Consider the following 21,812-nt stretch of genomic DNA (forward strand, 5'->3'; position numbering starts at 1 on the left):
CCTATAAAGGTTTATTGTATATAGAAATTGAAGCATTAGCCGATAATTGTATTTTCGCAGGTGGATACTTTTATACAAACGTTAAAAATTTTTCTCAATCAAATCAAAAAATAGCTATTGTCATTTGTACATATAAGCGAGAAGCTTACGTTAATAAAAATGTATCTTTATTAGAAAAACATTTACTTTCTCAACCAGAGATAGGAAATAAGTTTGAGATATTCATCATTGATAATGGTAGAACTATTCAGGAATTTTACAATAGTAAAATCCACGTCATACCGAATAAAAATGCAGGTGGTAGTGGTGGATATTGTCGAGGAGTTATAGAAGTTTTAGAAAGAAAGTCAGATTTCTCCCATATTGTATTTATGGATGACGATGTAGTTATTAATCCCGAAGTATTTGAGAGGATTTATAATTTTCAAACAGTCACTCATGATCAAAATCTTTGTATTGGCGGTAGTATGTTACGTCTAGATACTAAATATATTCAACATGAAAATGGAGCAGTTTGGAATAAAGAAGTAACTAGACTCAAGCCAGATTTAGATTTAAGAGATGTCAACAATGTTTTATTAAATGAAATAGAGGAACACCTTAGTTATAATGGTTGGTGGTTATTTTCCTTTCCTACAAAAAGTATAGATGATTATAAGTTACCTTATCCGTTTTTTATCAAAATGGATGATATGGAATTTCCGATTAGGTTAAATCATAAAATTATTACTTTGAATGGTGTGTGTGTTTGGCACGAAGCATTAGAAAATAAATACTCACCCATGATGAATTATTACTTAAAAAAGAACGAATTAATTTTAAATGTCATAGCATCTGATGATTTTAGTAAACTAGATGCAATCAAACGGATTATTAAATTTACCCTGAGAGAAGCATTTTGCTATAAATACCAAAGTGCCAATATTATTTTGAAAGCTGTGGCTGATTTCTTGAAAGGTCCGCAACATTTGACAGAAATTGACCACGAACAGAAAAACATAGAAATTAGAAGCATGGGAGAAAAACCCCTCAAAAATACCGAATTACCTTTTATGTATGTCAAGTATGAGGAAAGTGTAAACAAATTAGAAAACACCATGCATCGTTGGCTGAGATTTATTACCCTCAATGGACATTTGTTACCTGCTCTATTTTTACATCAAGATATTAAATTAACTGGACAGGGATACAAAGTTGTTCCTATGCAAGATTATAGACCTACGAATGTATTTAGAGCCAAAAAAGCTTTGTATTATAACTTAGTTAATCAAGAAGGATTTGTTGTGAGCTTTTCTAGAGGAGAATTCTTTAAAGTTTTGCTGAAAACAATAGCTTTATCGGTAGAAATATACTGTAAATTTTCCCAATTAAAGCAAGTCTATAGAGAGACATTACCTGAACTGACTAATAGAGAGTTTTGGGAAAGCTATTTAGAAATTAACAAATATTCTAAATTGGGTTAACTATTAGGTAAGCATTCAGCTATCAGTGGTCTCAAAAAATTGGGGTAACTCCAGAAAATCCAGAATTACCCCAAATTTAAATCTTAAAAATTCCTACTACCAGCTATTAAGCAAAAGCAGCAGTTCTGACATCGTTATTTGCTAGAATTTCTTGCAATTCATCAGCATCAACGGTTTCTTTATCCACCAGCATTTGCGCGATTTCATCCAGAATGTGGCGGTTATTTACCAATACTTCCTTAGCACGGTCGTAAGCTGTATCAACTAATTTGCGTACTTCTTCATCAATTGCAGCAGCGGTTTCTTCCGAGAAGTCACGCTCAGACATGATATCTCGACCCAGGAACATATTACCTTGTTGACGACCTAAAGCAACTGGACCCAAGCGATCGCTCATCCCAAACCGAGTGATCATTTGTCTAGCTACCCGTGCAACTTGTTGCAAGTCGTTGGAAGCACCGGTGGTAACTTCTTCTTCACCAAAGATGATTTCTTCAGCTAAACGACCACCCAAAGCCACAGCCATCTGATTTTCCAGATAAGCACGGCTATATAAACCAGTGTCCATGCGGTCTTCGCTAGGGGTAAACCAAGTCAAACCACCAGCACGACCACGGGGAATAATGCTAATCTTTTGTACGGGGTCATAGTCAGGCATCAATGCACCAACTAAAGCGTGACCAGCTTCGTGATAAGCAACCAAGGTTTTGCGCTTTTCGCTCATGACTCGGTCTTTCTTCTCTGGCCCTGCTAGTACACGGTCGATGGCATCATTGATTTCATCCATCGAAATTTCAGTTAAATTCCGACGTGCTGCTAAAATTGCGGCTTCGTTCAACAGGTTGGATAAATCTGCACCGGTGAAACCAGGGGTACGACGAGCAATTTTATCCAAGTCCACATCTTTAGATAAGGTTTTACCCCGTGCGTGAACTTTGAGGATTTCGCTACGTCCACCGTAGTCGGGACGGTCTACGACAACTTGACGGTCAAAACGACCGGGACGCAATAAAGCTGCATCGAGTACGTCAGGACGGTTGGTTGCAGCAATGATGATAATGCCGGTGTTACCTTCAAAACCATCCATTTCGGTGAGTAACTGGTTAAGGGTTTGTTCCCGTTCGTCGTTACCACCACCTAAACCTGCACCCCGTTGACGACCTACTGCGTCAATTTCATCAATGAAGACGATACAGGGAGCGTTGGTTTTTGCTTGTTCAAATAAATCGCGGACGCGGGAAGCACCCACACCAACAAACATTTCCACAAATTCAGAACCGGAGATTGAGAAGAAGGGTACTCCAGCTTCTCCAGCTACCGCACGAGCGAGGAGGGTTTTACCAGTACCAGGAGGGCCAACTAACAATACACCTTTAGGAATTTTTGCACCAACGGCGGTAAAGCGATCGGCGTTTTTCAAAAAGTCTACAACTTCGTTTAGTTCCAATTTGGCTTGGTCGATACCCGCAACGTCACCAAATGTCACTTGGGTTTGGGGTTCCATTTGCACTCTGGCTTTAGATTTACCAAAGTTCATAGCTTGGCTACCGGGTCCACTTTGAGCGCGACGCAGCAAAAAAAATAAACCAACCAGAAGTAATACAGGGAAAAATAAACTGCTCAGTGCTTTAAACCAAAATCCTTCGTCGGTTTGGGGTAAGACCGCAATATCAACACCTTTATTTGTCAGTGTATTGATTAAGTCTGGATCGTTAACTAAGGTGACACGCTTTTTATTGGCATCATATTTAGGTGTAACCATTGCTGTAGAACGGTCTGAACTGAGGCTGACCCTTTCGACTCGGCCGCTTTCAACTTCTTGAATAAATTGACTGTAGCGCCATGTTTCTACTTGCGGGGGTTGGTTATCAAAAAAAGCAGTCCCTAAAGCAATTACTACAATAAACAACAGCGCATATAGCCCTGTATTTCTCCACTTTTTATTCACTGAGGTCTATCCTCCTGGATTTTTTCTACGTTAGTGTAACTTCTGCTATGTAAAAACTAGATCAGTCTAGACATTTACTTCTTACTGCAATGGGAGCATGGGAGCGGTTATCCCTCAGTAAGCTTCCACGCCCTAGCCAGACGCGATAAATTAATTGCTCTAAAATAAGAGAGGGCTTTATGAGAATTATGTTAACTTATCTTAAGATATACCAAAATGGCGTTCTTGTCATGGTAGAAATAATCCTTTGAGTTCTAAAAAACAAGGATGGTAAGGATTATATTCTAACGATCCTGTCGTCGGCCGTTGTACTGTATGAATGGGAATTATCTCAACAACGCTATTAGTGTAGGCGATCGCCTCTAATTTTTTCACTAGTTCGGGTGTCCAAGGTGCTTGCTGGACGGTGATTTGACGGTTTTTTAGCTGGTTGATGATGTGCGATCGCTCTATTCCAGGTAAAATTCCCACTGCTAAAGGTGGTGTCCACCAACAGCCTTCTTTCCATCCCCAAAGATTTCCTGTACTGGTTTCTAGCCAATTTCCTTGACTATCTACTAAAATCGCTTCTTCCGCATTTAAAGATTGGACAATATTTCTCGCTAACCAAGGACTCAGATAGTTGCCGGTTTTGTGGTTGGGGAGAGAACGAGCAAATTCTGACTTGGTAAGGGCAGATATTATACCATAATTTTGCTTTTGGGTCAAATTTTCTGGTAATAATCTGCCTGTGATCCATTCTCGACCATCGGGAAAAAGAGTAATTCTCAGAACCGGAAAGTGTTGTAAAAGAATTTCTGCACCTTGACGGACAAAATTCCAATCTGGTTCTGGCCAACCGAAGGTTTGTAAACTAAATTTTAGACGAGAACAATGTGCCTGCCAGTTGGTTAAACTATGATCAAGGGAATAATTATAAACTCGCAAAGTTGTAAAAACTGTAGCCCCATAAATTAACCCTGGATCATTAATATTTAATTCCAGTTTTTCTGATTCTATTAATTTACCACAATACCAATACATAAAAGGGAAGAGGGAACAGGGAAAGTTTATTAAACAATTGTCAATTGTCAATTGTAAATTATCAATTGCTAAAGTCTAATCTTTTTCAGGTAAAGTTACAGCAGGTACACCATCAGAGTTAATCACTACTTTACCTCCAAGATTTTCAATTTCTTTAATTGCCCGTTTGCGAGTTTTATCATCTACATTATTTTGTAAAACCATTGTCCAAGTGGCGATACGGGCAAATTTACTATCAGGGTTTCTTTCCAGGAAATCTGCGGTTTTTTGGGAGATAAAGACTACATTTTTACTTTCTTGATCATCGTATTGACTAGCCCATTCGGCAGCTTTTAAAAAAGATTGTCTTGCAGCTTGGGAATCACCTAAAAATAGTAATTGATCTGTGCCTTTATAACGCCAGATATAATAAGATTTTGTTGGTACGGTAGGAGAAATTGATTTTAAACCATTGTCCATGATCGCAATAGTTCTTTCTGGCATACCTGCATATAAAGAAGTGCTGACAGAAAGACCAAGATAAGCTTCTAAAAATTTAGGGTCACGTTTGAGGATCACTTCAAAAAATTCTGGGCTTAAACTATAACCTATTTTATCTCTAACTTCATTATCACCAAAGTATTGTAAAAAATCTATATATGCCCAGTTCGCAATGATGTTATCATAACCAAAAGTGGGTATTTCTTGCAGCAACCCCAAACGTAAACCTTCTTTTTCTTGGTCTTTGTCTAAAGCTTCCACAGACATAGATTGTTTACTAGTTAACAATTTTTGTAGCCTGGGGTATTGACTGAGGCTAATTCCTAAAATGCAGCAACAAGCTACCAAAGGGGTAATAATAAATTCACGAGATAAGAACATATTCAAATATTGAAAATGATATTTTTTACTGTTGTAATAACTGCCAACATTGTTGAGCGATCGCCCAATCTTCTTGAGTGTGTATCACTAATATTCGCACATTTGAATCATCTCTAGCAATATCTACATCAACTGGCTGCTGTTGATTTTTCTCTTGGTCTATTTTCAGTCCTAAAAATTCCCAAGCTTCACAAGCTGCTTGGCGAATTCCTGGGGATTTTTCCCCTACTCCAGCGGTGAATACTAACGCATCTAATCCCCCTAGATTAGCCAGCATTGAACCGATACCAGCCCGCAAACGATGCACGTATATATCATAAGCCAATTGAGCGCGATCATTACCTTGGTTAATGGCTGCTATCACTTCTCGGAAATCGCTAGAAATACCCGAAATTCCCCTTAATCCTGAAGCTTTATTTAACACATAATCTAACTCTTCAACTGAGTAATCAGATTGACGTAGTAAGTGAATAAGAATCCCTGGATCAATGGAACCAGAACGACTACCCATCATTAAACCATCTAAAGGCGTGAAACCCATTGTTGTATCAACACTTTTACCATTTTTAATAGCAGCCAAAGAACAACCATTACCTAAATGGCAGGTTATTAACCGCAATGATGTTAAATCTCGATTGAGAATTTGCGCTGCACGGTTCGCACAGTATTGGTGACTAATGCCATGAAAGCCGTAGCGACGGATACCTTTTTCTACCCATTCATAAGGTCCAGGATAGATGGCGGCTGCATCGGGTAAGGTGCTATGAAAACTAGTATCAAATACTGCTACTTGAGTTACAGAACCCAGACTTTTTCCAATGGCTTCTATGCCTTCCAAAGCGGCTGGATTATGTGCTGGTGCTAGGGTAGAGAGATGAGCGATCGCTTGTTTAACTTCTTCAGTAATTACTACACTGTTGCGGTAATCTAACCCACCATGTACCACACGATGTCCCACAACATCAATTTCCGATAATTGACTAATGACTTTAGTTGCACCATGAGTCAGAGTATTAAGCAGATAAGCGACGTGCGCTATACGAGAGTCACCATCAATGAATTCTTGTAGTACCGCACCTGTTGCTGTTTTTACCTCAATTTCTGCCTCACTTTGTTCTTGAGTCCAGTCAATTTTTCCCTCCCAAAGTGGTTGCAGGACTTTGTTAGGTAGATTTGCATCAGGAATTTCATATAAACAACTTTTTTGGCTGCTTGAACCAGCATTTAGGACTAATATTTTCATTAGTTAATACCTATATTAAACTGCACAAAATCAGATTTCTAGATAAATTAACCGCAGATAAACGCAAATAAACGCGGATAAATGAATGGATTTTTAGTTGTAGGAGTTTAGCAATGCTAAACCTGTAATTATCAGGGTTAGTATTACTAAGCCTACGTTTTTTACAAAAAGCAGATGATTGAATGCTATTTCTTAAGGTCTAACTTTTCTTTGCGAATAGAATAATCTAATAATTCCATCGGGTGCATCACTGAAATAGTCTTACCCTGCAAATATTTACTAATTTGCAAAGTACAACCGGGGTTAGGAGAAGCTATTAACTCAGCACCTGTATTGATTAAATTCTGTGCTTTTTGTTTACCTAATTCCTCTGCAACTTCTGGTTGCAGCATATTATAAACACCTGCACTACCACAACATAAAGCCGCATCTATTGGTTCTTTTAAGGTAACACCGGGAATTTTTCTTAATAACTGACGTGGTTGGACACTAATTTTCTGACCATGTAATAAATGACAGGCATCTTGATAAACTAAAGTTAAAGGTCTATCTGTTAACGGTGAAAGTTCAGCAGTTAAACCCACATTAGCTAAAAATTCCTGTGCATCTTTAACTTTAGCTGCAAAAGCTTTGGCTTTATCTGCATATTCTGGATCATCGGCTAAAATGTGACCATATTCTTTTAAAGTATGACCACAACCAGCAGCATTAATAATGACAAAATCCACATTTGTATCAGCAAAACTATCAATCATTTGTCTTGCTAAAGCTTTTGCTTGTTCCGTTTGTCCTTGGTGTTCAGGAAGTGCAGCACAACAACCTTGAGATTTAGGAATTACCACTTCACAACCATTTGCAGTTAAAACCCGCACCGTTGCTTCATTGACAGGAGAGAAAAACAACCGTTGCACACATCCCAAAATTACCCCAACGCGATATCTTTTTTCACCCTTTGCAGGAATTACATCCGGTAAATTATCTTGAAAAGATTTAACAGTAATTTCTGGTAAAATAGACTCCATTGCTGCTAATCGGGGAGATATAGCTTTAATTAACCCAGTAGCCTGTAATAATTTAGAAACTCCCAACTTTTGATAAACGAACAATGGCAAAAGTAAAATTCTTAAGATATCAGGATTGGGAAACAAAGAGAATATTAATTGACGCACTAACTTATCTGAAAAAGTGCGATTATAATTCCTTTCTACCTGATGTCGAGTAGCCGAAATCAACTTATCATACTGAACACCAGAAGGACAAGTAGACACACAAGCAAGACAACCCAAACAAGAATCAAAATGTTCTACTGTTGCCGTATTCAGTGCAATTTCACCCTCATTAATAGCATCCATTAAATAGATACGTCCCCTGGGTGAATCCATCTCCTTTCCCAACACCCGATAACTAGGACAAGTAGATAAACAAAACCCACAATGTACACAACTATCAATTAACTTTGGATCAGGAGGATGACTTGCATCAAACCCCTTTAAATTCTTAATACTGGCAGTATTATTAACAGCACCATCTGAAACTTGCATTATCTTCTTCCCCTCTTAACTTCGCGTTCTTTGCGCCTTCGCGGTTCATTCTCTTAAAACTCAAATCCCACCCACAAACCGACCAGGACTTAAAATATAATTACTATCAAACTGTTCCTTAATGCCCCGCATAATATGTAAAGCATTACCAGTATAACCCCAAACATCTATTTTTCGCTTTACGTCCTCTGGTGCAGCTAACACACTCAAAAAACCATAATTAGACTGACATAAATTACGCAATTTCACAACTTGATGTTCATTTTCTAAACTTGCTAGACCCAAACCACTACTCAGGTTAATTAAACCCAGTTCTAGCTGATTAATAACCTCCACTCCGTTTGTTGGCAATACTCCTATTTTGCAAGTAATTCCAGAATTTTTGCATACATCATGTATTTGATCTGGTAATTGTTGCCATAAATTAGCTTCATTTTCTGCGGAATAAACAGCCCCATTTAAACCTAATTGTTGACCTATTGCTAAAAGACGGTTTGACTGTTCTTTCACACTTTCACTAATACTTTGAAATTGAACAATTAACCCTATTCCATTACCTAAACCTAGGCGAGAAACCAATTGATTTGATAATAAATCTGCTTGAGTTGGTGTTAACTCAGAACCTTTAAGAATTGTAGCAGCTTGGGATATTGTTTCAACTTGACCAGTTAACACCACTGTACCTGATGTTTCTGGTTGGGGATAAACTCGAAAAGTGACTTGACTGATAATTCCTAATGTACCGTAAGAACCAGTAAACAACTTCATCAAATCGTAACCAGCAACATTTTTTACTACTCTTCCCCCGGCTTTGGCTATTTGTCCATCAGCACGGACAAAAGTAATACCTAAAAGTTGGTCACGCACACCACCATAACGTTGACGTAGAGAACCTGTATCAGCAGTAGCAACAATACCACCAATTGTGGCAGAATGAGGAAATGCGGGGTCAAGGGCTAAAGTTTGCCGAGATTTGGCTAAAATTCCTTGAAGTTGCTCAAATTTCATTCCTGCTTCGACGGTGACAGTCAAATCACCAACCGCGTGTTCTATGAGTTGGTTAATACGTTCTGTACTAACAACAATATCAATATTTTGACTTAGACCACCCCAGTTGAGTTTACTTCCACTACCGCAGGGAAGAACAGACCATTTATTGCGGTTAGCCGTGGCTATGACTGCGCTTAGTTCTGTTTGAGTGTGGGGATACACGATACAACTGGGATGGCTTTGAGAGTCCATTGCTAGCTGGATGCGTTGTTTTTGGGTGGGTTCGAGATTTTCCCAAGGTAAAACGGCATTTTCTATGTTGATAATAGATTTTAGGGTAGAGGCGTAGACACTTAGTGTCTTTTCGTTAGACATCGCATTCATTGGTTTTGTATTTTTATCCTCCTTAATAATGTACTGGTTATTTTGACTCAAAATTGTCAGAATCAGGATGTCCAGGATTTGAGGATAAACAGGATGATTTTTGAAGATTGATCTAAGTTTTCAGACAAAAAACAAAAAAATTCAAGTCCGATTCCTAGATTACCAATCAACTTTCACAGAATATTGATTAAAAACAGAATCACAACTAATTAAAATCGCATCTTCAAGATTTGCTTGTGAAATTAATAATCTATCAAATGGATCTTTATGATGTAACGGTAAATTATCTAATCCTAATATATGTTCAGATGTGATTGATAAAATCACAATATTATGATTATGTATTTGTTCATTGATAATATCTCTTAACGGAAGTTGCAAAGATAACTTACCTAATTGATATTTAATTTACATTTCCCAAATACTAACTATATTGAGAAATTTGATATTATAACTATTAGATAATAAAGCTAAACTTTTAGCAGATAATTTATGAGGTTGACTATCCCACCAAATAAAAGTATGAGTATCAAACAGTAATTTCATGATTCTCCAAACCAAAATTCATCAGGTAAGGGTTCATCAAAATCATCACTGGTTGATATTGCACCTAAATGTAACCCTGGTTGATCTTGTTTTTGCTGATGATGTATGGGAACAACAGCTAATTTTAGCAGATTGTGATCATTTCTTTCTAAAGTGGAAATTAAAACTTCCACCTCATCACCTTCTTGAACAGCGTCTAGTAATTCTTCTAGTAAACTAACTGTCTTTCCTTTGATATAACCTTTCATTCTTTTTTGAGGATTGATGTAATTTAAGTTATACTTATCTATTTTAACATAAAAGTTTCACAGTTGTCATAATTGTGATATTCCAGAAGTCCGGTATCTGGGGAGAATATTAAATCACATCCTGTAAATCCTATCATCCTGAACATCCTGATTCAGACAAAACACATTTACAGTAGAGGCAGAGCCTCTAAAATGGCATTCCCAGTCGGAGACTGGGAACGAGTAAGCTAGACATTCAATGGCTGTCTAGTTTTCACCGGCTGATAATGTCCATTACTTTCAACTGGTACAGGTTTAACAACTTCTTTCCCTGTAATTAATCTCGCGCCACGATTGCGAGTAAAATAATTCCAAATCCATTGAATCATGACAACTAATTTGTTATCAAATTCAATCAAGAAATAGATGTGAATAAATAACCAGAAGAACCAAGCAAAGAAACCTCTCAGTTTCATAAACCCTAAGTCAACAACTGCGGCGTGTTGACCAATCATTGCTAAACTGCCTCTATCCACATATTTAAATTGTGGTAGGGTTTCACCTTTGAGCCGCTTTTGAATTAGTTTGGCTACATATTCCCCTTCTTGCATGGCTACTGGTGCAACACCAGGTAAGGGTTTACCATTTTGATGGGCAAAATTTGCTAAGTCACCAACTACAAAAATGTTGGGATGTCCTTTAATACTGAGATTTGGTTCAACGATAACACGACCTGCGCGATCGCTCTCAACTTCAGTCCGTTCTATTAATACTTTCCCCATCGCTGATGCTTTCACACCAGCCGCCCATAATACTGTTTTTGCAGCAATTGTTTTGACTTCTTCACCTTGTTTAATAGTAACAATGTCATTTTCAATGTTTGTTACTAGGGTTTTGGTTTGTACATCTACACCCAACGCTTCTAAAGATGCTTGTGCTTCTTGGGATAATTCTGGTGCGAAGGGGGGGAGAATTCGATCTAAACCTTCTAGTAATAAAACCCTTGCTTCGGAAGTGTTGATGTTGCGGAAATCTTCTTTCAGGGTTTTGGTGGCTAATTCTGCGATCGCACCAGCTAATTCTACTCCAGTTGGGCCACCACCCACAATTACAAAAGTTAACAAAGCCCGACGTTTAGCAGCATCAGTTTCTTTTTCCGCTGCTTCAAATGCCATAAAAATTCGCCGACGCATTTCAATGGCATCTTCAACAGTCTTTAAACCTGGTGCAAAGGGTTCCCAGCCATCTTTACCAAAATAGGAATGCTTTGCACCTGTAGCCACAATTAAAGTATCGTAGGGTACTGCTTCAGAGCCTACCATCACATTTTGGGCTGTGGTGTCAATGTCATTCACTTCACCCAACAAAACTGTAGTATTTTTACTCTTACTCAGAACAGAACGCAGCGGTGAAGAAATATCCGCTGGGGACAAAGCACCTGTAGCTACTTGGTACAGAAGAGGTTGAAACAGGTGAAAATTCCGTTTATCTATCAGCGTTACATTGACATTAGCCTTAGCCAGTGCTTTAGCTGCATAGAGTCCACCAAAACCACCACCAACGATAACTACCTGATGTGGTGGGTTATTGTCATGTAAATCAACCATAAGAAATATTTCCTTGTACTACAGGTGTTGTAACTATTCTTAACAAATTTGTAACAAAAATGTCATAAATTTTTCTGTTTATTTTGAACTTCTTAAAAAAAAGTTAAAGTAGCCATTAAGACATATAAAATTCAAATTTTTCTCATCACTGTTATGAATAGCCTATTTTATATATATTAATTTGACTCTAAGCACGATTATACGCAAAAACAGAAATACTTACGTAAGTGATGTCATAATACTCGTAAATAATATTACTTAAAAAATAAGTATGCAATTTTCCATGTTTTCTTTGATGTTATTTATAGATAATCAGTAGACAATAAACATGATGAGAGAAAATAAATTTAACTATCATTTGATCTTTTGATTGTTAATCATGTCTCTCTAAATAATTCTAGATTTACAGCAACAAAAGGCTAATTTTATGAAAAAAGTTTTAGTCATTGAAGATGAGCAGCAGATTCGCTCCAACATTATAGAGATTCTTCATTATTTAGATTATGACACTATCTCCGCTGATAATGGTTTAATCGGCTTAGAAATGGCTAGAGAACAACTACCAGATTTAATTATTTGCGATATAATGATGCCGCAATTAGATGGCTATAGCGTGGTTACGTCTCTCAGAGAAGATGAAAAAACAGCCAAAATACCTTTTATTTTCTTAACAGCTAAAAACGAATATACAGATTTGCGCAAAGGCATGGAATTGGGTGCTGATGATTATTTAATCAAACCTTTTACTAGTGATGAAATAATGCGTTCTGTTAACAGGCAAATGGAAAAAATGGCTGTATTTGAAAGATACACACAATCAAAATTAAATACTTTAAGCAATAATATTTCCATGTCTTTGTCCCAAGAAATGAATTCATCATTGAATGGTATCTTAGGAGTTTCTCAAATGTTACTGAGAAGTCATAATTTACTAAACAATATGGAAGCAATAGAAATGGTTGAATGTATTTACAATACAGCCTTAAGATTAAATAAGTTAGTCCAAAATTGTCTAATTTACACAGAATTAGAATTAGCAGCTACAGAACCCGAAAAAATTCTAGATACAAGACTAAATATTCCTAGAAGCTTTACCCAAGAAATCATTAATCAAGTAGCTTGGGAAAAAGCCAACCAGGTTGAAAGAATAGAAGATTTAAATATAGAAATAGAAAATACTCTTGTCCAAATTCCCGCTGATAAGCTACAAAAAATTGCTGAAGAAATAATTGATAATGCCTTTAAATTTTCTCGAAGACATACAACTGTCAAGATAATTGGTAGTGTTAGTGAAAATCACTTTAATTTGTTTGTAATTGATGGTGGGAGAGGCATTACTAGCGAAGAAATTGCTGATATTGGAGCATATATGCAATTTTCGCGTAAATTTTCTGAACAACAAGGTTCAGGATTAGGTTTAATAATCGCTAAAAAGCTTGTAGAATTGTATGGTGGTCAATTTAATATTGAAAGCATCCCCGGTAAACAAACTATCGTACATATTATGTTACCTCAAGTAACAGTGAGAAGTATAGATATGGATATTCCGTGGCAATCAATTCCAGCATCATAGAAATCAGACAACTAAAATTTTAGTCTAGAACTTTTCTGGACGCAATCAGCATTTTGAACAGAAGTTTTACTGCTCTTACTGCTACTCGTATCCTCACCTAAAAAATTTTATAGTGGGAAAATTTGGCAAATGATAACAGCCTGTAAGCGATCGCCTAAGTTGATTTTTTGGAAAACTTCGTGGTAACTGGTAAAGCGTTCATCCTGTAGCAGTTATGAGAGTTCATTCTCAATCAACTACTCCTCACGTTGTAAACTACAAATGCGCTGCGCGTGAAATTTAACCGAGTCAGTTAAACCAAGTCCAGCACTAGATTTATAAAGTTTGTGGTACCTGGTTGATTCTCTTTCCCCGGCAAGCCACCCCCCCCACAGTAGCGGGACTTTTCCAGAAACGCCACGACGTGAAACAACAAGTGCAACTTCTGGAAACTGCCAAGCTAAATCTTGACGCGCACGGTTGATAATTGGCGATTGAATTCTGGAAAGATGCTTGAGTCTAAGAACGAGTTCTCGAATTCTGGAAACAATGCGATCGCGCAGCTGAACAAACCGGTTCAAGTCATTTCCATAATCAAACTGGTAACAGGCGATGGCTAGTGAATCGACATCATCATCCTTATCAGGTAAACCAAGGTGATTTTCACGGTCATTTCGCAGTTGTTTATGTCCAATAAACATTTTTTTAATCTAAAATCTAAAATCTAAAATTACCGGTCAGGAATCTGAAATATGACAGTTTGTCTTTTGACAGTTTTCTTATTCATCAGAGATAATCCCTACACTTGTGTTTATCAGGTGTGAGTTCAAAAAATATGAATAATAAATTTTTTTTCCTACCAGTTTACTTACTAAGTTTACTGGTAACTTTTCCTGCTGTAGCTGATGATAATGAAACTGAAGAGAAGATTGAAAATTTAGATATTCCTAGTTTAAGTGAAATTAAAATACCCACCACAAATGCTGAATTATTAACTCAACAACCCGCATCAAATCAAGTTGAGCAAGAAACAGATTCAGATGTACAGCCAGCAGCAGATTTAACTCCTACAGAGGATGCAGATATTTCCTTAGAAGCAATTGGTGAAAAAGACGCTTTACCCGAATCGACACCAACTTATGTAATTGAAAAAGACGAGATTCAAAAACAAGGCGCTACCAGCGTTGCTGATATTTTAAAAAGAATGCCTGGTTTTGCCATCAATGATGTTGGTTATGGTGCAGATATTCACACAGGTACATACTACCGGGGTGCATCTATTAATCAATCTGTATTTTTAATTAATGGCAGACCTATAAACACAAATATCAACACTTATCATGGTGCAACTGATTTAAACAGTATTCCTGTAGAATCCATTGAAAGAGTAGAATTATATAGCGGTGCTGCTTCCTCTTTATATGGTTCTTCAGCTTTTGGTGGAGTAGTTAATATCATTACCAAAGAAGGTTACAGTAAACCTCAATTAACTGGTAGTGCAGAATTTGGTTCATTAAATCTAAATAACCAACAAATAACTTATACGGGTTCAGCGAATAAAGTCAAGTACAACTTCAGCTTTGAAAGATACTTTATAGATAACCGTTATCGTGTTCCCGTTGGTGCAGCAAATCGTGATGCTGAAGGATATTTATCAAATGCTGATACAGCGACCAGTACATATTTTGGCAGCATTGGTTTGGATTTAGATGCTAAAAACTCTTTGAATTTAGATGTAACTACACTCAGCAGTCGTCGGGGGTTAATTTATTTCGGGTTTCCTCTGCAAAGAGATCGTTTAGACCATGATAATTTGAATATTGGTTTATCTTGGAAAACCAAACTGGGGAGAGGAGAAGAATCAAACCTGACAACAACAATTGGTTATAACCAAGATTACTTTAGCACCTATGGACCGACGGGAGCGACATTTTACCGGACAGGAGTTTTAGATACAAAACAAATTACAGCCAGAGTTGATCATGAGTGGCAACTTACTCCTAATAATCAATTACGTTGGGGTGTAGATTTCAAAAATACTGACTTAAAAGGTGATGTTTTCAGCACAAATCCTGCTCTTGCTGTTCAAAATGAAAAAGAAGATAGAAATGTTTTAAATACGGCTTTATTTGCTGTTAATACGTGGAACATTACCGATGCTTTGCTAGTCGATTTCGGGTTAAGACAAAGTTTTGATAGCCAGTTTGGTAATTATTTAAATCCCAGTTTTGGCTTACGTTATGCTATTAATCCCATTGTTGCAATTCGTGGAAGTTGGGCAGGAGCGCAACGCAATCCAGGTTTAGATCAATTATATGTTTTTGATACGGTTCATAATTGGAATCCCAACCCTGATTTACAACCAGAAACTGGTTCAACTTGGACTGCGGGTGTGGATATTAATTTATCTAGTAATTTGTTGGCACAATTTACCTATTTTGGCAGTAGTTTAGATAATCGGTTAGGAGTTATTAATGGTAGATGGGAAAATATTGGCTTAGTAGATACCAATGGTTTAGAAGCTGCATTGCAGTTAAAAATTGCTCGTGATTGGTCAAGTTTTGTCAACTACACTTATACAGATGCTCAAATTAAAACGGGAACGGAAAAGGGATTACAATTAGGGTTAATTCCTTACTCTTTACTGCAAGCTGGCATTGGTTATCAAAATTCAGGATGGCAGGCTAATTTGTATCTGACTTACAATAGTGGTACTCGTCGTTCTTTGTTTACCAATACTGCTGCTGGTGACAAAAACACAGACTTTTCACCATCTTTTGTGAATTTAGATTTGAGTGGACGCATTCCTGTGAGTAAAAATTTAGGACTGACTGTTTACTTAGAAAATTTACTCGGTGAGCAATATGAACGAGTGAATCGCATTTATAGTCCTGGCTTTACTTTTCGTGTGGGTTTAACAGCAAATATCTAATTTTCAGTCAATCATCAATTTACCTATTTAGAATAGGTATGGGGTGTGGGTTAGAGATTAATATGCTTCAGTTAAGGATAATAGTAGCTGTTATCCCAAGTTAATATGAAGCTGCATAGAATAAGATGTCGATAATAATGAAACGCGGATGTACGCAGACCAACGCGGATAAAGGCAGATAAATCTATGGAGTTTATAATTATGTGCAAGCTCACATATCATTGGTATGATACTTGGGACTTAATTGGAGCTTATTAGTCTAATATCAACTATTTCCAGTATGTAAAAGAATGTTTTTTACCGCTTTAATAGCAATATAAATAAGAGTAAAAGTTGAGAGTAGGGGATTTTGAATACAATTATTTTTAACTAAACGAAAGTTACGTTTATGTCTGAATTATGGACTAATTTATTTACATCCAGTCCGTTTATCCCGCACGGACACTGCTATTTATGGAACACAGATTTAGTTTGGCTCCATTTATTATCTGATTTGGTTATTGCCCTAGCTTATTACTCTATTCCTGCAACATTGTTCTATTTTGTCCGCAAACGACAAGATTTACCCTTTCATTGGATTTTTTTGCTGTTTAGTGGATTTATCCTTGCTTGTGGTACTACTCACATTTTAGAGATTTGGACACTTTGGTATCCCACTTATTGGCTGTCGGGCTTAATTAAAGCAGTAACGGCCATCATCTCTTTAATTACAGCAGTCGAACTTGTACCTTTAGTTCCTCAAGCTCTTGCACTGAAAAGCCCCGCTCAATTAGCACAAGCAAACCAAGAACTACAAAAACAAATAGTTGAGCGATTACGGATAGAGGAAGAATTGAGAAAATACCAAAATCATCTGGAGGAATTAGTTGCTGTTCGTACCAATGAAATTACAAAATACAATGAGCAATTACAACAAGAAATTACTGAGCGCCAGCGCATTCTAGCAGTTCTCAGACAAAGTGAAGAGCGATACCGTTATTTAGCTGAGTCAATTCCCCAACTTGTCTGGACTGCTGATGCTGATGGTAATTGTATTGATTTCAACCAGAATTGGTGTGAATATACAGGTCTAACAGTAGAGCAATCTGTGGGTTCTGGTTGGTTGGCAGCGTTGCATCCAAATGATGTAGAAAATGCTAGTCAAGTGTGGTTAAATGCTGTAAGTAATGGGATTTTATATGAAAACGAATACCGTTTCAAACGTGCGGCTGATGGTTCTTATCGTTGGCAATTAGCGCGAGGTTTACCACTCAAAGATGAGCAAGGCCGTGTAGTTAAATGGTTTGGGACTTGTACAGATATTGACGAACAAAAACAAATTCTACAAGAACGAGCGCGTCTGTTGGAATTAGAACAAACTGCAAGAGCTAAAGCTGAAACAGCCAATCGAATTAAAGATGAATTTCTGGCCGTACTTTCTCATGAGTTACGCACTCCTCTCAATGCGATTCTGGGGTGGTCTCAGTTATTACTAACTCATAATTTTGATCCAGCTAAAACATCACAAGCACTAACAACAATTGAGCGCAATGCCAGATTACAGGTGCAATTAATTGAAGATTTGTTGGATACTGCCAGAATTTTACAGGGTAAATTAACATTAAAGACTACGAATATCAATTTGCCATCTACAGTATTGTCGGCATTAGACACTATGCGTTTAGCATTAGAAACCAAGTCGATTCAGGTAAATACTATTTTTGAACCGAATGTAGGAATAATTTTGGGTGACTCTACTCGTTTGCAGCAAGTCGTCTGGAATCTCCTTTCTAATGCTGTCAAATTTACACCCAAAGGGGGAAAAATAGATGTGCAAATTAGGCAGATAGATGGTTATGCTCAAATCATAGTTAGGGATACAGGGAAGGGAATTAGCCCTGATTTTTTGCCCTATGTTTTTGATTATTTCCAACAGGCAGATAGTAGTTCTGTGAGAAAATTTGGTGGCTTGGGTTTAGGATTAGCAATTGTCCGTAATATTGTGGATATGCATGGCGGTAGCGTCAAAGCAGAAAGTTTTGGTGAGGAACAGGGGGCAACATTTACCGTCAGTTTACCCCTTTGCCAAAATCAAAACCCTAGTTTGGCCGATGCTGAAAATCATTCTTCATGTTTGACACCGAAATCCTTACCTCTAGCTGGTGTAAAAGTTTTAATTGTTGACGATGATACTGATTCGCGGGACTTTGTGGTTTTTGTATTAGAGCAAGAGGGCGCTGAAGCGATCGCTGTATCTTCGGCTTTTGAAGCATTGCAAGTCTTAATGCAGAGCAAGCCTGATGTTTTAGTCAGTGATATTAGTATGCCAGAAATGGATGGCTATATGCTCATCCGTCAAGTGAGAACTTTGACTCCAGAAGCAGGTGGAAAAATTCCCGCGATCGCCTTAACTGCCTATGCTAGAGATTATGACCAGCAACAAGCACTAAAAGCAGGATACCAAATGCATTTATCTAAACCTCTGAATGCAGAAAAATTAGTTCAAGCTGTTATAAAATTTGTGAAAATCTAGGCATCCGGTTTGATGCCTGAACATACTTTTGTAGGCAGGCAATAGGCAAAAGGCAAGAGGCAAAAGGGTTTTAGAAGATTGAAGTGTACAGAGTTTTGTATGGTCACTTTCCTCGCCAGCTATCAAGAATCAAATAGGAGTCCTATAGCAACGCTATGAGAGCCAGAATTGAAAATAATGTTTTATTTATTCACCATGAGGATTTACCTGAATTTAAAAAAGGCGGTTCTGTGGTGAGAAATTCTTATTTTTGGGCGTTACGTTCAATTGCTGGTCGTGCTAGACGTGATAGTGATTGGGAATATGAATCTGAAGTATGGTTAGCACTAGCGCGGATGTTAATGTCTTTTACTGAATCGGGATATTTAGGTTATCGAGAAACTGTATTAGAGTTTCCTCTATCACAAGGGGAAATTCCCAGTTTATTGAGAGATGTGGCAACCTGGGAATAAGGGACTTCCAACTAAAAAAATATTCCATCGTTTGGGTCGGCAGGGGAAGCAGGGGGAGCAGGGGGAGCAGGGGAGGAAGAATCTCATACTCATCTTGGTTCTCACTCATTGAATAATTTATTTTCTGGAAGTCCCTAAAGTCTCTACCTTTTAAATATGCTGGCAATGTTGTATATTTGACATTGCACAGGTACTTAACAGCACATATATGGCAAACAAGCAATTAGTTGAGTTCGCTTTAGATGGTGGCACTATTTTGGTAGAAGTTGAAGAATCGTTAGATATAGCTATTGAAAGAGTTGCTTTACCATCTGGTCGAGAAATTGCTAAAGCACAAAAATCTTTTGAAGAAGCTATAGATAATATTAAGCCATTGGTTGCCAATATTGCTAATAAGTTTAAAGACTTGGGACCCAAAGAAATGGAAGTTAAGTTTGGCATCAAACTCAGTGCTGATGCTGGGGCTTTTATTACTTCTGTAGGTGGGGAAGTGAATTTTGAGATTACGGTGAAGTGGAGTAAAGACTAGTACAGTGCGGCGTAAATAAATAAACCATTCCAAATCTTTGCAAGACTTGTGCTGTATTGGTTTTGACTTTTGACTTTTGACTTTTGACTTCCGCGAAGCGGTACTAGGTTTTGTAGATTTTATGTCCACGGAAAATTATTTTCAGGTCTTTAAATGTGCGATCGCTCGCATTTACAATCAAAACAGTAAAGTTGTTGGTGCTGGTTTCTTGGTGAGTCAGTCCCATCTTCTTACCTGCGCTCATGTAGTTACAGCAGCTTTAGGTATTGTCACCAACACACAAGAATCACCAGATGCAATTATAGAACTTGACTTTCCCCTCATTGCACCTGGACAAAAAGTAAAAGCCAAAGTTGTATTTTGGCAACCTGTCAACCCAGGACAAAGTAAGGAAGATATTGCCGGATTACAGATACAGGATACTTTACCAACAGGAGTGAGTCCTGTACAACTTGTTAGCACATCAGATTATTGGCAACATAAATTCCGCATCTTTGGTTTTCCCCAAGGACATGATACTGGTGTTTGGGCTGACGGTGAACTCCGTGATATTCAAGCTACACGCTGGATACAGATAGAAGCAATTAAAGTTCCTGGGTATCAGATTGAACCCGGTTTTAGTGGTTCTCCCGTGTGGGATGAATCATTACAGGGAGTTGTAGGAATGGCCGTGGCCGCAGAGAAAAAGCGAGAGGATGTCAAAGCAGCATTTATGATACCGACAAATGTGTTAGTGGAAACTTGGGATTTTTTAAATCAAAGTGTTCAAAAACAATCACTAAATTCTTCTCGTTCTTTTAGTCGGGTACAAGAAATTAAAGCTAGGGAATTGAATAAACGTTTGGCAATTTTAGAAATTGATTATGAAGCAGTTTATAACCAATTGAATTATACAGAAAATGCCGAAAGTCGTAATAATTTACAGCGGCAATTAAACAGGATTGAACAGGATATGAATGATGTCGTTGAACAATTAAAAAGGATTGGATAATAAGTATTTTCGAGTTTAGGGGTTTAGCAATGCTCATAAGTGTCAACTTAACGTAAAACCCAAGCCCAACTTGGAGTAAGCCATATTCCCAGTCTAATAGCAAAAGTCATCTGAAGATGACTAAAAGAACTAGAAAATCTTTAAAATTGTGTAGTTTACTTTAGTATACTTTAGCTATTAGCCCGGAAATTCATTTCTGGGTGGGCGTGTCAGCCAAAAAAATCAGCCATCTGTAGCTTAAATTGACACCAATCAGCAGTGCTAAACCCCTATATATCAAATCAAATAATTAAACAATTGCGAGTATAAATTCTAAATTTTTTATCACATGAAAAAAGCTGATGTTGTCAAACTTGAAGACTTAGAAAAGAGATTCCAAGAGAAAAAAAAAGATATTGAAGCTGTTTCTACCCAAATTTCTGAAACACAAGATGCTGAAACTAAAAATCAACTAGAGCGAAAACTAAACCGACTTTATGAAGAACTGGCAAAAATTGAGCAGGATATAGAAAAACTAAAATCATCTACAAATATTAATAGAAATTTAACTAAAGATATTGATCCACTATTACCATATTTAGCTAATCGTTCTCTCCAAGAATTTGAACTAAAAGAAGCAATTGAAAATCGAGATTCATCTCGTCTGTTAGTTTGTATAATTCATGGTCATGAATTTCAAAGCCATTACAAGTTTTTGGAACGAATGCAAACTGATTTTCTACCTCATTTATTGGATTTAAACCAGAAAAAAACTACAGTTAAAATCAAAAAAATGACGTATTCTTCAGAATTAAAAAATCTGAATGAACTACCCAAGTATTTATTAATGAATCTTGCAAAAACTTTTGTAATTAAAAGTAATGTATCTTTAGAAGAAATTAATAAAAATCTTAATAAATACAGTCCTGTAATTATTCATACTGATCTAATTACTGATGATTGGCAAAAACAAGGATTTGTTATTTTGAATAAATTATTAGAATTTTGGCAAGATGTGCATAATAAAAATAC

Annotated in this window: 19 protein-coding genes; 8 read left to right on the forward strand and 11 right to left on the reverse strand. The window is 37.1% G+C overall.

Annotated features, from left to right (window positions below; genetic code table 11):
- On the forward strand, positions 1-1,463 hold a 1,463-nt coding region (locus A0J48_RS21505), incomplete at its 5' end, for a glycosyltransferase (protein WP_200326632.1).
- 106 nt (positions 1,464-1,569) lie between these two features.
- Here the strand turns inward: A0J48_RS21505 and ftsH3 are convergent.
- The 10 genes from ftsH3 to A0J48_RS21550 form a co-directional block, all read right to left on the reverse strand.
- Positions 1,570-3,411, reverse strand: a complete 1,842-nt coding sequence (ftsH3, locus tag A0J48_RS21510; RefSeq protein WP_200326633.1) for an ATP-dependent zinc metalloprotease FtsH3 — start codon at positions 3,409-3,411, stop codon at positions 1,570-1,572.
- Positions 3,412-3,639: 228 nt separating this feature from the next.
- A complete protein-coding gene (locus tag A0J48_RS21515; RefSeq protein ID WP_200326634.1) occupies positions 3,640-4,434 on the reverse strand; it encodes an aminotransferase class IV in 795 nt (264 codons plus the stop codon).
- Between the two features lie 75 nt (positions 4,435-4,509).
- Positions 4,510-5,295 carry a hypothetical protein gene (locus A0J48_RS21520; RefSeq protein ID WP_200326635.1) on the reverse strand — a complete coding sequence of 262 codons (786 nt, stop codon included), beginning with the start codon at positions 5,293-5,295 and terminating at the stop codon, positions 4,510-4,512.
- 25 nt (positions 5,296-5,320) lie between these two features.
- Positions 5,321-6,538, reverse strand: coding sequence for an acetate kinase (locus A0J48_RS21525; protein WP_200326636.1), 1,218 nt, complete (start codon positions 6,536-6,538; stop codon positions 5,321-5,323).
- A gap of 185 nt (positions 6,539-6,723) precedes the next feature.
- Positions 6,724-8,079, reverse strand: coding sequence for a (Fe-S)-binding protein (locus A0J48_RS21530; protein ID WP_200326637.1), 1,356 nt, complete (start codon positions 8,077-8,079; stop codon positions 6,724-6,726).
- 60 nt (positions 8,080-8,139) lie between these two features.
- Positions 8,140-9,453: an FAD-binding oxidoreductase gene (locus A0J48_RS21535; protein WP_200326638.1), complete on the reverse strand. Its 1,314-nt coding sequence runs from the start codon at positions 9,451-9,453 to the stop codon at positions 8,140-8,142.
- A gap of 159 nt (positions 9,454-9,612) precedes the next feature.
- Positions 9,613-9,834, reverse strand: coding sequence for a type II toxin-antitoxin system VapC family toxin (locus A0J48_RS27210; protein WP_234301078.1), 222 nt, complete (start codon positions 9,832-9,834; stop codon positions 9,613-9,615).
- Positions 9,835-9,861: 27 nt separating this feature from the next.
- Positions 9,862-9,999, reverse strand: coding sequence for a PIN domain-containing protein (locus tag A0J48_RS27215; protein WP_234301079.1), 138 nt, complete (start codon positions 9,997-9,999; stop codon positions 9,862-9,864).
- Positions 9,996-10,247: a hypothetical protein gene (locus A0J48_RS21545; RefSeq protein WP_200326639.1), complete on the reverse strand. Its 252-nt coding sequence runs from the start codon at positions 10,245-10,247 to the stop codon at positions 9,996-9,998. Before A0J48_RS21545 ends, A0J48_RS27215 begins: the two co-directional genes overlap by 4 nt.
- Positions 10,248-10,474: 227 nt before the next feature.
- The gene (locus A0J48_RS21550; protein ID WP_200326640.1) at positions 10,475-11,833 is read right to left on the reverse strand and encodes an NAD(P)/FAD-dependent oxidoreductase; all 1,359 of its coding nucleotides are present in this window, start codon (positions 11,831-11,833) and stop codon (positions 10,475-10,477) included.
- 427 nt (positions 11,834-12,260) lie between these two features.
- Here A0J48_RS21550 and A0J48_RS21555 point away from each other — a divergent pair, with 427 nt between their 5' ends.
- Positions 12,261-13,406, forward strand: a complete 1,146-nt coding sequence (locus A0J48_RS21555; RefSeq protein WP_200326641.1) for a hybrid sensor histidine kinase/response regulator — start codon at positions 12,261-12,263, stop codon at positions 13,404-13,406.
- Between the two features lie 236 nt (positions 13,407-13,642).
- Here A0J48_RS21555 and A0J48_RS21560 read toward each other — a convergent pair whose 3' ends face one another.
- Positions 13,643-14,086, reverse strand: a complete 444-nt coding sequence (locus A0J48_RS21560) for a molybdopterin-binding domain-containing protein (protein WP_200326642.1) — start codon at positions 14,084-14,086, stop codon at positions 13,643-13,645.
- A 134-nt stretch (positions 14,087-14,220) separates the two neighbouring features.
- Between A0J48_RS21560 and A0J48_RS21565 the strand changes: the two genes are divergently transcribed.
- From A0J48_RS21565 to A0J48_RS21590, 6 genes are all read left to right on the forward strand, one after another.
- Positions 14,221-16,317, forward strand: coding sequence for a TonB-dependent receptor plug domain-containing protein (locus tag A0J48_RS21565; protein WP_200326643.1), 2,097 nt, complete (start codon positions 14,221-14,223; stop codon positions 16,315-16,317).
- 388 nt (positions 16,318-16,705) lie between these two features.
- Positions 16,706-18,829, forward strand: a complete 2,124-nt coding sequence (locus A0J48_RS21570; protein WP_200326644.1) for a hybrid sensor histidine kinase/response regulator — start codon at positions 16,706-16,708, stop codon at positions 18,827-18,829.
- Between the two features lie 155 nt (positions 18,830-18,984).
- A complete protein-coding gene (locus A0J48_RS21575; RefSeq protein WP_200326645.1) occupies positions 18,985-19,281 on the forward strand; it encodes a hypothetical protein in 297 nt (98 codons plus the stop codon).
- A 208-nt stretch (positions 19,282-19,489) separates the two neighbouring features.
- The gene (locus A0J48_RS21580; RefSeq protein ID WP_200326646.1) at positions 19,490-19,810 is read left to right on the forward strand and encodes a CU044_2847 family protein; all 321 of its coding nucleotides are present in this window, start codon (positions 19,490-19,492) and stop codon (positions 19,808-19,810) included.
- 76 nt (positions 19,811-19,886) lie between these two features.
- Complete coding sequence (locus A0J48_RS21585; RefSeq protein ID WP_234301080.1) at positions 19,887-20,801, forward strand: trypsin-like peptidase domain-containing protein; 915 nt, start codon at positions 19,887-19,889, stop codon at positions 20,799-20,801.
- A 328-nt stretch (positions 20,802-21,129) separates the two neighbouring features.
- Positions 21,130-21,812: hypothetical protein (locus A0J48_RS21590; RefSeq protein ID WP_200326647.1), on the forward strand; the 683-nt coding region annotated here is incomplete at its 3' end.

The organism is Sphaerospermopsis aphanizomenoides BCCUSP55, assembly GCF_001586785.1.
In the GTDB taxonomy this organism is placed as follows: Bacteria; Cyanobacteriota; Cyanobacteriia; order Cyanobacteriales; family Nostocaceae; genus Sphaerospermopsis_A; species Sphaerospermopsis_A aphanizomenoides_A.

What these genes read in the sequence shown, in the direction of transcription:
- A0J48_RS21515 (WP_200326634.1), bottom strand. Translation starts at nt 4,434, where the DNA reads ATGTATTGGTATTGTGGTAAATTAATAGAATCAGAAAAACTGGAATTA.
- A0J48_RS21520 (WP_200326635.1), bottom strand. Translation starts at nt 5,295, where the DNA reads ATGTTCTTATCTCGTGAATTTATTATTACCCCTTTGGTAGCTTGTTGC.
- A0J48_RS21525 (WP_200326636.1), bottom strand. Translation starts at nt 6,538, where the DNA reads ATGAAAATATTAGTCCTAAATGCTGGTTCAAGCAGCCAAAAAAGTTGT.
- A0J48_RS21530 (WP_200326637.1), bottom strand. Translation starts at nt 8,079, where the DNA reads ATGCAAGTTTCAGATGGTGCTGTTAATAATACTGCCAGTATTAAGAAT.
- A0J48_RS21535 (WP_200326638.1), bottom strand. Translation starts at nt 9,453, where the DNA reads ATGAATGCGATGTCTAACGAAAAGACACTAAGTGTCTACGCCTCTACC.
- A0J48_RS27215 (WP_234301079.1), bottom strand. Translation starts at nt 9,999, where the DNA reads ATGAAATTACTGTTTGATACTCATACTTTTATTTGGTGGGATAGTCAA.
- A0J48_RS21545 (WP_200326639.1), bottom strand. Translation starts at nt 10,247, where the DNA reads ATGAAAGGTTATATCAAAGGAAAGACAGTTAGTTTACTAGAAGAATTA.
- A0J48_RS21550 (WP_200326640.1), bottom strand. Translation starts at nt 11,833, where the DNA reads ATGGTTGATTTACATGACAATAACCCACCACATCAGGTAGTTATCGTT.
- A0J48_RS21555 (WP_200326641.1), top strand. Translation starts at nt 12,261, where the DNA reads ATGAAAAAAGTTTTAGTCATTGAAGATGAGCAGCAGATTCGCTCCAAC.
- A0J48_RS21560 (WP_200326642.1), bottom strand. Translation starts at nt 14,086, where the DNA reads ATGTTTATTGGACATAAACAACTGCGAAATGACCGTGAAAATCACCTT.
- A0J48_RS21565 (WP_200326643.1), top strand. Translation starts at nt 14,221, where the DNA reads ATGAATAATAAATTTTTTTTCCTACCAGTTTACTTACTAAGTTTACTG.
- A0J48_RS21570 (WP_200326644.1), top strand. Translation starts at nt 16,706, where the DNA reads ATGTCTGAATTATGGACTAATTTATTTACATCCAGTCCGTTTATCCCG.
- A0J48_RS21575 (WP_200326645.1), top strand. Translation starts at nt 18,985, where the DNA reads ATGAGAGCCAGAATTGAAAATAATGTTTTATTTATTCACCATGAGGAT.
- A0J48_RS21580 (WP_200326646.1), top strand. Translation starts at nt 19,490, where the DNA reads ATGGCAAACAAGCAATTAGTTGAGTTCGCTTTAGATGGTGGCACTATT.